11 protein-coding genes are annotated in these 12,060 nt (G+C 62.0%); 8 read left to right on the top strand and 3 right to left on the bottom strand.

The genetic code is table 11. The annotated features are described in order from the left end of the window. Positions 1-13: 13 nt before the first annotated feature. From ABI546_RS20560 to ABI546_RS20550, 3 genes are all read right to left on the bottom strand, one after another. Positions 14-1,552 (bottom strand): NAD(P)H-hydrate dehydratase, encoded by a 1,539-nt coding sequence (locus ABI546_RS20560; protein ID WP_348049714.1) that lies wholly within the window; start codon positions 1,550-1,552, stop codon positions 14-16. Between the two features lie 71 nt (positions 1,553-1,623). Next, complete coding sequence (locus ABI546_RS20555) at positions 1,624-2,883, bottom strand: D-amino acid dehydrogenase (protein ID WP_348049712.1); 1,260 nt, start codon at positions 2,881-2,883, stop codon at positions 1,624-1,626. Positions 2,884-2,999: 116 nt separating this feature from the next. Then, positions 3,000-4,349 (bottom strand): amidase, encoded by a 1,350-nt coding sequence (locus ABI546_RS20550; RefSeq protein ID WP_348049710.1) that lies wholly within the window; start codon positions 4,347-4,349, stop codon positions 3,000-3,002. 162 nt (positions 4,350-4,511) lie between these two features. Between ABI546_RS20550 and rpsB the strand changes: the two genes are divergently transcribed. The 8 genes from rpsB to rseP form a co-directional block, all read left to right on the top strand. Further along, positions 4,512-5,264 (top strand): 30S ribosomal protein S2, encoded by a 753-nt coding sequence (rpsB, locus tag ABI546_RS20545; protein WP_348049708.1) that lies wholly within the window; start codon positions 4,512-4,514, stop codon positions 5,262-5,264. A 126-nt stretch (positions 5,265-5,390) separates the two neighbouring features. Further along, the gene (tsf, locus tag ABI546_RS20540; RefSeq protein WP_348049706.1) at positions 5,391-6,305 is read left to right on the top strand and encodes a translation elongation factor Ts; all 915 of its coding nucleotides are present in this window, start codon (positions 5,391-5,393) and stop codon (positions 6,303-6,305) included. Positions 6,306-6,367: 62 nt separating this feature from the next. Further along, positions 6,368-7,078: a UMP kinase gene (gene pyrH, locus ABI546_RS20535; protein ID WP_036838012.1), complete on the top strand. Its 711-nt coding sequence runs from the start codon at positions 6,368-6,370 to the stop codon at positions 7,076-7,078. 50 nt (positions 7,079-7,128) lie between these two features. Then, the gene (gene frr / locus ABI546_RS20530) at positions 7,129-7,689 is read left to right on the top strand and encodes a ribosome recycling factor (RefSeq protein WP_348049704.1); all 561 of its coding nucleotides are present in this window, start codon (positions 7,129-7,131) and stop codon (positions 7,687-7,689) included. 194 nt (positions 7,690-7,883) lie between these two features. Then, the gene (gene uppS, locus ABI546_RS20525) at positions 7,884-8,627 is read left to right on the top strand and encodes a polyprenyl diphosphate synthase (RefSeq protein WP_348049702.1); all 744 of its coding nucleotides are present in this window, start codon (positions 7,884-7,886) and stop codon (positions 8,625-8,627) included. Continuing rightward, positions 8,627-9,487 (top strand): phosphatidate cytidylyltransferase, encoded by an 861-nt coding sequence (locus ABI546_RS20520; protein ID WP_348049700.1) that lies wholly within the window; start codon positions 8,627-8,629, stop codon positions 9,485-9,487. Before uppS ends, ABI546_RS20520 begins: the two co-directional genes overlap by 1 nt. Before the next feature lie 12 nt (positions 9,488-9,499). Further along, positions 9,500-10,687 carry a 1-deoxy-D-xylulose-5-phosphate reductoisomerase gene (gene ispC, locus ABI546_RS20515; RefSeq protein WP_348049698.1) on the top strand — a complete coding sequence of 396 codons (1,188 nt, stop codon included), beginning with the start codon at positions 9,500-9,502 and terminating at the stop codon, positions 10,685-10,687. Position 10,688: 1 nt separating this feature from the next. After that, the coding region (gene rseP / locus ABI546_RS20510; protein WP_348049696.1) for an RIP metalloprotease RseP at positions 10,689-12,060 on the top strand (1,372 nt) is incomplete at its 3' end.

The following is a 12,060-nucleotide window of genomic DNA, read 5'->3' as shown; positions in this document are numbered from 1 at the left end:
GTTATCTGCCGCGTTACCCGCCACGCTGGGCGAGCGCCAGGGCCGACGCTGTTAGCGGCCGGTTCGTGTCGCGAATGGCCCAGTCATCGGCCAGTTGCCCGTGCGTAAACACGGCGGCGCAAGCCGCGTCGAACGCCTCCAGCCCCGCCGCCAGCTGCGCACCCACCATGCCGGCGAGCACATCACCGGTGCCTGCGGTGGCCAGCAGGGCATTGCCGGTGCTGTTGATGGCGCTGCTTCGGCCAGGGGCCGCAATCACGGTGCCCGACCCTTTGAGTACCACCACGCATTGAAACCGTTCAGCAAGTTGCCGGGCTGCGGCCGGGCGGTCGGCTTGAATGGCGGCGGCTGTGGTCCCGGCCAGCCGGGCGGCCTCCAGCGGGTGCGGCGTCAGCACCGTGCTGTAACCGCGGCCCTGCCGCGCAACAAGCTGCGTCTGAAACTGCGTATCGCCCGCGATCGCATTGAGCGCATCGGCATCCAGCACCAGCCGTGTTGCCGTCGACAGCACCCGGGCCATCACCGCCCTGATGGCGTCACCGCCACCGCAGCCGCATACAAGTACCTGGCGCGCAAGGTCCAGCGCCTCGGGCGCGCGGAACATCAGCTCGGGTTGCAGTGGGTCGACCGTGATGGCGGGGCTCCCGAGCAGTGCCACAAACACCCGGCCCGTACCCGCATGCAATGCGGCGCGCGCCGCCAGCAGCGCGGCGCCTGCCATGTGGCTGTGGGCAGTGGATTCACCGCCCAGAACGGCCACGTCGCCAAAGCTGCCTTTGTGGCTGGCATGGGCATGTGCGGATCGAAAGGGCTGGCGGGCGTCATCGGCGCCCAGCAGCCAGGTGCCTGACGGGTCCGGTGGTCCGGCTTGTGCTGTGCCGACACCCAGGTCATCCAGCCAGACCTGGCCCGCCGCATCCCGGCCGTTGGCGGTGAAGAGTCCTGGCTTCAAAGTCAAAAGGCTTAAGGTAAAAACGCCGGCAGACCGCTCTGGCTGAGCGCAACCAGCTATGAAATATGTAGCAAATCCGGTGTCGGCGTTCAGGCCGGTTGGCACATCAACGGCGAGCCGCGGCGCGCTGCTCGTGTGCATTCGCGTCAGCCATGCCAGCATCAGCGCGGCGCCCGGGCGGTCAGGGTCCAGCACGCCGCCTATGCCCAGCAGGGCGTCGATGCAGAAATCAAAATCCTCGGGCGGCTGTTCAGCCATCGGCACGCCTGCAGCCATGGTCCGTTCGCGTGAGGCATGGGCGTCAGGCGGCAGGCTGGTCTTGCCGGTCGGCAGACCTGTCCAGGTCACGACCACGGATTTGCCCCAGCGGTGCAGGTGCATGGCGGCTTCGAAGCCGTCGCCGCCGTTGTTGCCGGGCCCGCAGGCAATCCAGATGCGCTGCGCGTGCGGCGCCAAGGCCAGCGCCAGGCGCGCCACCGAGAGGCCCGCTCGCTGCATCAGCGTGTGGGGCGGCAGCCCGGCAGCGGCGAGCCGCTCAAGTTCACGCGTGGCCGCCACGCTGTGAAGCGGCTCGCTACGGGCGCTGGAAATTTTTCGCATGGCCCGATTGTGCGGCCCCGCAAAGCAAAAAGCCCGGCAGGCCGGGCGTTGGACGTTGACGTGGGCTGGTTTCAGCCCAGGCGGGCAACGCCTAAGCCGTCCATATCGATGTCCGCGTTTTTGCCGGCCATAAGATCCGCCAGCACTCGCGCGCTGCCGCAGCTGAGGGCCCAGCCGCTGGAGCCATGCCCCAGGTTGAGCCAGAGGCCGGGAATTCCGCTGTCGCCGATGATGGGTGGCCCGTCCGGCAGCATGGGTCGGGCGCCTTTCCATTCCTGCACGCTGGTGCCGGTGTTGGCGAGCTGCGCGGCGCCGGGAAACCAGTCACGCAAAACCTTGTAAAGGGTTTGAAGGGAGGCGGCACGCTTGTTTTCGAGGGAGCCGCCGATCTCGGCACTGCCGGCCACGCGCACGCGGTTGCCCAGGCGCGAAATCGCCACTTTGTAGCGCTCGTCCATCAGCGCGCTGCGCGGTGCATTGAGGGGTTCGCGAATGGGGGCGCTGATGGAGTAACCGTAGACCGCGGCCATCGGAATCTTCAGGCCCAGCGGCTTCAGGAGCTGCGCCGAAGCCAGCCCGGCGCACATGACGAGACGCTCGAAGCTGCGCGGTGTACTTTCGCCCGCTATCAAAATAGTAGCTGGTTGCGCATGTTCTATATGGGCTACGGCCGTATTGAACTCAAAATTCACGCCAATGCGCTGGGCTTCGTTCTTCAGCAGCAGGGCAAACTGCCTACAGTTGGCCACCTCGTCGTTGGGAAGGTGCACCGCGCCCAGGAAGTCGGTGTCCGGATTCAGCGCCGGTTCGATCTTGCGCACTTCGTCAGGGCCGATTTCCTTGAACGTGACGCCGGCTTCGCGCAGCACGGCCAGGCCGGGTTGCACCAGCTGGCTGTCTTTTTCAGAACGCAGCAGCACCATGTAGCCGGGGCTGCCGTCGTATTCGAGTTGCAGCTCTTCCGTCAGGTGGTGCAGCCTTTCGCGGCTGTAAAAAGCCAGGCGCTGCATACGCGCGCGGTTGGCCAGGTAGGTGTCAAGCTTGCAGGCGCGAAACCACTTCCACATCCAGACCAGTTCGCTGGCCGACAGCGGCAGGCCGAGCTTGACAGGCGCATGGCGGCTGAAGAGGTGACTGAGGACTTTGCGGGGCATGCCGGGCGCGGCCCACGGCGTGACATAGCCAGGCGCGACCAGGCCGGCGTTGGCAAAGCTGGTTTCCTCGGCCGCCGCACCGCGCCGCTCGAACACCGTGACCTCATGGCCGTCCAGGGCCAGCTCATACGCGGTGGTGATGCCGATGATGCCGGCGCCTATGACGGCAATCTTCATGCAAGACTCCTGCGGTCAGGGGGCGTGGGCGCAGAGCGCAGCGCAGGGACGGTATGGTAGGGCATTATTTAAAGGAAAAATGTCTGCAGCCCAATGGGGACAGGCGCAAGCAGCTATTATTTTTGTAGCGAATTCGAAAGGGTGGTTTCAACCTGAAGCGCCAGATCAAGCAAGGTATCGTCGTGCAGGGCGGCATGCCAGAGCATCAATCCCACCGGAAGCTGCCCAGGTGTGTGGCAAGGCAAGGATATCGCGCAACCGTCAAGCATGTTGACCACCGAGGTATTGCGCAGCAGCAAGCCGTTGACCCGGAAGAATTCGGCATCGTCGGCCACCAGTGCCGCGATGGGCGGGGCGACGATGGGTACGGTGGGCGACAGCACGGCGTCAAAGCCCTGCAGCCGGGTTTCCATACGGGCCATCCAGTCTTTTCGGGCGGCCAGCAGGTCGATGTAGTCAGCCGCGCTCATGCCGGCGCCGCGCAGAATGCGCAAGGCCACACGCGGGTCATATTCGGCCTGGTGTTTGGCGATGATGGTGCGGTGCCAGGCGTAGCTTTCCGCTGCCGACAAGCCGCCGGTGGCGTTGATGGCTGTCAACTCCCCGATCTCTTCCAGTCCGATTTCTTCGATGTGCGCACCTGCCTGCCGAAGCACTTTCAGGCTGCGATCGAAGGCGGCCGCCACGGTGCTGTCCAGGGCATCCTGCATCACTGTGCGGCTGACGGCAAGACGGCACGACGCGAGCTGTTTGCCCGCCAGTCGAACCTTGCGCGCCGCCAGCACTTCGTGCACTGTTACGGCGTCGCGCACGGAGCGGGTGAGGGCGCACACGGTGTCCAGGTTGCAGGAAAGGGGTACCGCGCCTTCGGTCGGCACCAGCCGCGCGGTGCTTTTGAAGCCGACGATGCCGCAAAGTGCCGCGGGAATGCGGATCGAACCGCCGGTGTCGGAGCCGAGCCCGACCAAGGCGGCCCCCGTGGCGACCGAGACCGCCGCACCGGACGACGAGCCGCCAGGGATGCGGGCAATGCCTGGGTCGGCCGGATTGACCGGCGTGCCGTAGTGGGGGTTGATGCCGACGCCCGAGAAAGCAAACTCGACCATGTTGGTCCGGCCGACCACCACGGCGCCTGCCGCGCGAAGCCGCGCCACGGCGGGACAGTCCTCTTTGGCCGGTGGAGTGCCCGCCAGCACGGTGGACCCCGCGGCAGTCACCTCGTCCGCTACGTTGAACAGGTCCTTGATGGACACCGGAATTCCCCCCAGCGGAAGGCCGGAAGCTGCCGATAGAGGATTTTTCGGGACTTGGGCTGTGTTGAGGGCGCCTGGCATGAACGCATGGCGGCAGGCGTCGCTTTGGGCAATGGCGCTGGCTTCCTCGAAAACCTGCCCGGCGGAGGTTCGCCCGGTTGTCAGGGCCTGGCGAATGGCATGAAAGTCGCCTGAAGGTGGAAGCTGGCTCATGGGCGGGGAGGGTGTTATACTCGATAGGCTTTGCAAATGACGATTTTGTTGTTTGCCGGGCAAATCGCAAATCAGCCACTCAAGGTGTTGCCCCGGAAATCTCGAAAGAGGCCAACGGGACGATAAGCGCTGATTTTAGACACAACCTTTTGGAGTATTTTTATGTCGACCACTATGCGCGAAATGCTGGAAGCAGGCGTTCATTTCGGACACCAAACCCGCTTCTGGGACCCCAAGATGGCTCCGTACATCTTCGGCCACCGCAACCGTATTCACATCATCAACCTGGAAAAATCGCTTCCGATGTACCAGGAAGCGATGAAGTTCGCCAAGCAGCTGTCCGCCAACCGCGGCACCATCCTGATGGTGGGCACCAAGCGCCAGGCTCGCGAAATCGTCGCTACCGAAGCCAAGCGCGCCGGTGTTCCTTACGTTGACCAGCGCTGGCTGGGCGGCATGCTGACCAACTTCAAGACGGTCAAGACTTCCATCAAGCGCCTGAAGGAGATGAAGGCTCAGCAGGAAGCCGGCCTCGACACCATCAGCAAAAAAGAACAGCTGACTTTCAAGCGCGAAATCGAAAAGCTTGAAAAAGACATCGGCGGCATTCAGGACATGAACGCCCTGCCGGACGCCATTTTCGTGATCGACGTGGGCTTCCATAAAATCGCGATCCTGGAAGCCAAGAAACTCGGCATCCCCCTGATCGGCGTGGTTGACTCCAACCACTCGCCTATCGGCATCGACTACGTGATCCCCGGTAACGACGACTCGTCCAAGGCTGTTGCCTTGTACGCCCGCGGTATTGCCGACGCGATCATCGAAGGCCGCGCCAACGCCGTGAACGACGTGGTCAAGGCCGTTTCGGCTGAGAGCTCGGATGAGTTCGTGGAAGTGGAAAACGCAGCCGCCTGATAGTTTTCGGCTCTGCGCCAGACGCGAAAAAGGGGCTCGCGTAGCCCCTTTTTCACAAGCTAACGAAAAGCTGGGTGCGAATTGATCGCTTCCAGCGGGTCAAAAAGACAAAACGGAGAATCAAAAATGGCAATTACTGCAAGCATGGTCGCTGAACTGCGCGCCAAAACCGACGCCCCCATGATGGAGTGCAAGAAGGCACTGACCGAGGCTGAAGGCAACTTCGACAAGGCCGAAGAAATCCTGCGCGTCAAGCTGGGCAACAAGGCCGGCAAGGCCGCCTCACGCATTACCGCTGAAGGCGTGATCGCCATTCACCGCGAAGGCGATGTGGGCGCGATGGTTGAAATCAACTGCGAAACCGACTTCGTCACCAAGAACGACAGCTTCCTGGCCTTCACCAAAGGCGTGGTCGAAGGCATCGTGAAAAACAACCCGGCCGATGTGGACGCCATTGGCGCCATGGCCTTGTCCCTCGACGGCTTCGGCCCGACGGTGGAAGACGTGCGCAAGGGCCTGATCGGCAAGATCGGCGAAAACATGAGCGTGCGCCGCTTCAAGCGCTTTACTGGCAGCTCGCTGGCGTCCTACCTGCATGGCACGCGCATCGGTGTGGTGGTGGAGTTTGAGGGCGACGAAGCCGCCGCCAAGGACGTCGCCATGCATGTGGCTGCGATGAAGCCGGTGTCTCTGTCCAGCGCTGACGTGCCGGCCGAACTGGTCGCCAAAGAGCGCTCGGTGGCAGCAGCCAAGGCCGCCGAAGACGCCGCCAAGGCACAAGCCGAAGGCAAAGCCGTGCAGTCCGCCGAAATTGTTGCAAAGCGTATCGAAGGCGGTGTGCAGAAGTTCCTGAAAGAAGTCAGCCTGCACAACCAGACCTTCGTCAAGAACGACAAGCAGACGGTTGAGCAGATGCTCAAGGAGCGCTCCACTGCGGTCAAGGCCTTTACGCTGTACGTGGTGGGCGAAGGCATTGAGAAGAAAGTGGACGACTTCGCCGCCGAAGTCGCCGCCCAGGTCGCAGCCGCCAAAGCCGCTTAAGCGCCTCAGCCCCGCCGGAAGGCCGCTAAACTTCAGATAAACCCAACTAAGAAAGCTCTCACATGCCAGCCTACAAGCGAATCTTGTTAAAACTGTCAGGTGAGGCCTTGATGGGGGATGACGCCTTCGGTATCAACCGCGCGACGATCGTTCGCATGGTGGAAGAGATCGCTGAAGTCACCCGCATGGGAGTCGAAGTAGCAGTGGTGATCGGCGGCGGCAACATTTTCCGTGGTGTGGCGGGGGGCTCGGTCGGTATGGACCGCGCCACCGCCGACTACATGGGCATGCTGGCCACCGTGATGAATGCCCTGGCTCTGGGTGACACCATGGACAAGGCCGGACTGATCGCCCGCGTGATGTCGGCGATTGGTATTGAGCGTGTGGTTGAGCCTTATGTCCGGCCCAAAGCCTTGCAGTACCTCGAAGAGGGCAAGGTGGTGATTTTTGCGGCGGGTACCGGTAATCCGTTTTTCACCACCGATACCGCAGCAGCCTTGCGTGGCGCCGAAATCGGCGCTGAAATCGTGCTGAAGGCCACCAAGGTGGACGGTGTGTACACCGCCGACCCGAAGAAAGACCCCAAGGCAACCCGCTACACCAACATCACCTTTGATGAAGCGATGGGTAAAAACCTCGAGGTCATGGACGCCACGGCTTTTGCACTGTGCCGCGACCAGAAGCTCCCTATCAAGGTGTTCAGTATTTTCAAACACGGTGCGCTCAAGCGCGTCGTGCAGGGTGAAGACGAGGGAACCCTGGTTCACGTCTGAGCCGCACCGCGCTTGTTTCTTTTCGCAATAAAAAATTCGGAGATTCGACCATGAGCATTGTTGAAGTCAAGCAGCAGGCAGAGCAAAAGATGCAGCAGTCCATTGACTCGTTCAAAAATGGCCTGACCAAGATCCGCACGGGCCGTGCCAACCCGGGTTTGCTCGATACCGTGCATGTTGACTATTACGGCTCCATGGTGCCGATCAGCCAGGTGGCCAACGTGTCGCTGCTCGATGCTCGCACCATTAGCGTGTCCCCGTGGGAAAAAGGCATGGGCGCCAAAATTGAAAAAGCCATTCGTGACTCCGATCTTGGCTTGAACCCGGCCGCGCAAGGCGATTTGATCCGCGTTCCGATGCCTGCGATGACCGAAGAGCGCCGCAAGGAACTCACCAAGGTTGTGCGCGCCGAAGGGGAGCATGCCAAGGTGTCCATTCGCAACTTGCGCCGCGATGCCAATGACGGCGTCAAGAAGCTCGTCAAAGACAAGCTCGCCTCTGAGGACGACGAGCGTCGCTCGCAGGATGAGATCCAGAAGTTCACGGACCGTTTCATTGCCGAAGTCGACAAGCTGGTCGCTGGCAAGGAACAAGACATCATGGCGGTTTAGATTGCCCCCACGGTCGCTCACTTCGTGTAGCTTCCTGCCCCCCGAGGGGGCCGCTGCGCCTGCGGTCTGGCAAAGCCAGTCCCGCGGCCCCTGCTTGAAAAGACCGTTGACCCTGCGATCGCTCAGCGTTTGCCGCTACTGCTTCCTCACGGTGCCGCCCAGCGCAACCCCACTCACAGCGCCTGACTGCTGACATGGGTCCAACAGCTTCCACCGTCGTCCCGCACCATGTGGCCATCGTCATGGATGGCAACGGCCGGTGGGCCACCAAACGATTTTTACCGCGCATCGCGGGCCACAAGCAGGGCGTTGACTCGCTAAGCCGTTGCGTACGCGCTTGCCTGGATCGCGGTATTGGCGTTCTCACAGTGTTTGCGTTTTCTTCTGAAAACTGGAACCGCCCGGCTGAAGAGGTGTCCGGGCTGATGGAGTTACTGGCATATTCCCTCTCCAAAGAAGTGCCCAGCCTGAATGCCAACGGCGTTCAGCTGCGGTTCGTCGGGGATCGTCAGCGACTGTCTGAAAAAGTTCAGGCGGGGTTGGCGCAGGCCGAGCGTGCCACCTCGGCCAATCAGCGGCTGATTTTCAACGTGTGTTTCAACTACGGTGGCCGCTGGGATATTGCCCAGGCCGCTAGCCGGCTCGCCAGCCGCGGCGAAGCCATTACCGAGTTGTCCCTGGACCGGGAAATGGCGCTGGCGCATGTGCCTGATCCGGATCTTTTGATTCGCACCGGTGGTGAGTTGCGGATCAGCAATTTTCTGCTGTGGCAGGCGGCCTATTCGGAGCTGCATTTTTCGGACAAACTGTGGCCGGAATTTGATGAAGCTGCATTGGATGAGGCCATCGCCGTTTTTCGTACCCGCGAACGGCGTTTCGGCAAAACCTCCGCTCAGGTCAGTGGCCTCAGCACCAACGAAACTACAAAGGCTGCCTGATGCTTAAACAGCGTGTGATCACGGCGATTGTCCTTCTGGCCGTTTTGCTGCCAGCGCTCTTTTACAAAACGCCGGAGCCTTTTTGCGCCGTGGCCCTGTTGCTGATTGCTGCGGGCGGCTGGGAGTGGGGCCGTCTGAATGCATGCAGCCCTGGTGCCTGCCTCGCGCTCGCCGCTGTGTGCGTTGGGCTTTGTGCTCTTGCTTGGTACGGCGGCCTGCTGGCAAAACCCTTGCCAGTTCTGTGGGCTGCTGCGGGTGCCGCCTGGGTACTCGGTGGTGGCTGGTTGCTGCGAAACGGTGTGGCCGGTTGGCCGAGGATTCCCAAAGTGGTCCGTCTGCTGGGAGGGCTGGCCGCATTGCTGGTCGCCTGGCTGGCGGTGGCACAGGCCCGCGTGGCGGGCATCGACTTTTTGCTGTCCGTGCTGTTGCTGGTGTGGGTGGCGGACATTTTTGCCTACTTTGCGGGCCGCGCCCTCGGCGGGCGATTCAGCCGGGGCAAGCTCGCGCCATCCATCAGCCCTGGCAAAAGCTGGGAAGGCGTGTGGGGCGGTATGGTGGGTGTGGTCGTGCTGTCGCTGGCCTGGGTCTGGCTGGGACGCGCAGGCATTGGCGGAGGGTTTTGGGCAGACACCACGCTTTACAGCCGCCTGGCTGACCATCACGGGATTGTCGTCATGGTGCTGGCCGTTATTTTTCTGGCGGCGATGAGCGTGGTGGGCGACTTGGTGGAGTCCCTTATCAAACGCAGCGCCGGGGTGAAGGATTCCAGCGGCCTTTTGCCGGGACACGGTGGCGTGCTCGACCGGGTCGATGCCTTGTTGCCTACGCTTCCCCTGGCAATGATGCTGGCTACGCTTTAGTCCAGGTCCTGCATGTCCTTCAAAAAACAGCGCGTTACCGTGTTGGGCTCGACGGGGTCCATCGGTGTCAATACGCTTGACGTGATTGCCCGCCATCCTGAGCGGTTTGAGGTATTTGCTCTCAGCGCCGCCACTCAAACCGATTTGTTGCTGGCGCAATGCGCGCGGTTCAAGCCCCAGTACGCTGTGATGGCGAGTGAGCCGCATGCCCGTTTGCTGGCCGAAAAAGTCAAGGCAAATCAGTTGCCGGTGCAGGTGCTATGGGCGCCAGGCGCTCTCGAAATGATAGCGTCGCATGAGCAGATGGATACGGTCATGGCCGCCATCGTGGGTGCTGCGGGCCTGTCGCCGTGCATGGCTGCGGCCAGAGCGGGTAAGCGGCTTTTGCTGGCCAACAAAGAGGCCTTGGTGGTGGGGGGAGAGGTGTTCATGCGGGCGGTGCGGGACGGCGGCGCGAAGCTGCTGCCCATCGACAGCGAACATTCCGCAATTTTCCAGTCGCTTCCCGAGGACCCTGCAACCTGGGGTGACCGGGTTGAAAAAATCATTCTGACCGCGTCGGGCGGACCGTTTCGCACCCGCGATACGGCCAGTCTGCGCCACGTCACGCCCGATGAGGCGTGTGCGCACCCGAACTGGGTCATGGGCCGCAAAATCTCCGTCGACTCGGCCACGATGATGAACAAGGCGCTGGAGGTGATCGAGGCGAAATACCTTTTCGGCCTGACGCCTACGCAGATCGAGGTGGTGATTCATCCCCAGAGCATCATCCACTCCATGGTGCAGTACCGCGACACCTCGGTGGTGGCGCAACTGGGAACACCCGATATGCGCGTGCCGATCGCTTATGGATTGGCCTGGCCTGACCGGGTTACCTCCGGGGCCAAGGCGCTGGACTTCAGGTCGCTGGCCACCATGACGTTTGAAGCCCCCGACGATGATCGCTTTCCCGGGCTGCCGCTGGCCTGGGCGGTTCTCAATGCCCCGGTGGGCAGTACGGCGGTTCTTAATGCCGCCAACGAGGTGGCTGTTGCGGCTTTCCTGGACAAGCGGATCCGGTTTGACCACATTCACCGTGTAAATCATGCAACTTTGGACGCCATCACGTTCTCTCAGGTAAGCGATATCGAAAGCCTGCTGGCGCTGGACGAGGAAGCTCGCCGCGCCGCTGTGCAAATCGCAGCCAAACTGGAGGCATGACATGCTGACGCTGATTTCCTTTGTCGTGACGCTGGGCATCCTGATTGCCGTGCACGAATACGGCCACTACCGTGTGGCCGTGGCCTGCGGCATCAAGGTGCTGAAGTTCTCCATCGGCTTCGGCAAGCCCATTTACACCTGGCGGCTCAAAAACAAATCGACGGAGTTTTGCATCGGCATGCTGCCCTTGGGGGGATACGTCAAGATGCTGGATGAGCGCGAAGCTCCGGTTGACCCGTCCGAGCGGCATCTGGCCTTCAACACCCAGCCGTTGAAATCGCGGGCCGCGGTGGTGGTGGCCGGCCCTGCGGCCAACTTGTTACTGGCCATCTTGTTGTATGCCATCGTCAACTGGACGGGCTTGCAGGAACCCAAAGCCATCCTCGCGAGCCCGGTGGCCGGGTCGTTGGCTGAAAAGGCCGGCCTGCGCGGCGGTGAAACGGTTCAGCAAGCGGCTTTTGAAGGCGATCAACTCGAAACCGTTCACTCTTTTGAAGACTTGCGCTGGCGGCTTACTCAAGGGGCTCTGGATGGTCGCGACCTGACGGTGGTGCTCGGCGGCGAAGGCGCTGCGTCGGGGCAAACGGTGCGGCTGCCGCTGAGTACGCTGGGTGCGCCCGAGGCGGATGCCGGCCTTTTCAGGAGGATTGGCATCCTGGGACCCTGGACCCGTCCCGTGATTGGTGATGTCATGCCGGGCGGTGCCGCCGAAAAATCCGGCCTGCACGCGGGCGATCAGGTGCTCCGCATTGGTGAAACCGTCATTGTCGATGGGCAACAGCTGCGCGAAGTCATCAGGACCTCGGCCCGTTCGCCGGGCGCAGGCGCGGCGGCCGTGATTCCGCAAACCTGGCAAATCAGCCGCGACGGGGCTTCCCTGGCGCTTCAGGTAACACCTGACCTCAAAGCAGTGGCGGGCGTCATGGTGCCACGGATTGAAGCTTATGTCGGGGCGCTTCCCGAGTTTGTTACGGTGCGTTATGGTCCTTTCGACGGTTTGTGGCAAGGTGCTGTTCGAACCTGGCAGGTATCGCTGCTCACCGTCAAGATGATGGGGAAAATGGTCATCGGTGAGGCATCGCTTAAAAACCTGAGCGGCCCGCTCACCATTGCCGACTACGCAGGTAAGTCGGCAAGCCTTGGATGGACCAGCTACCTGCTGTTTTTGGCTCTCATCAGCGTGAGTCTGGGTGTCCTGAATTTACTCCCGCTGCCGGTTCTGGATGGGGGGCACCTGATGTATTATCTTTGGGAGGGGATCACCGGCCGGGGCGTGTCTGACGCCTGGATGGACCGGTTGCAGCGCGGTGGCGTTGCTATCCTGCTGGGCATGATGTGCGTTGCCCTGTTTAACGATGTCACCCGGCTCTTGG

It is taken from the genome of Polaromonas sp. (assembly GCF_039932935.1).
In the GTDB taxonomy this organism is placed as follows: domain Bacteria; phylum Pseudomonadota; class Gammaproteobacteria; order Burkholderiales; family Burkholderiaceae_C; genus Polaromonas.
Note: the sequence above shows the minus strand (reverse complement) of the source record. Positions and strands in the feature narration are given on the sequence as shown.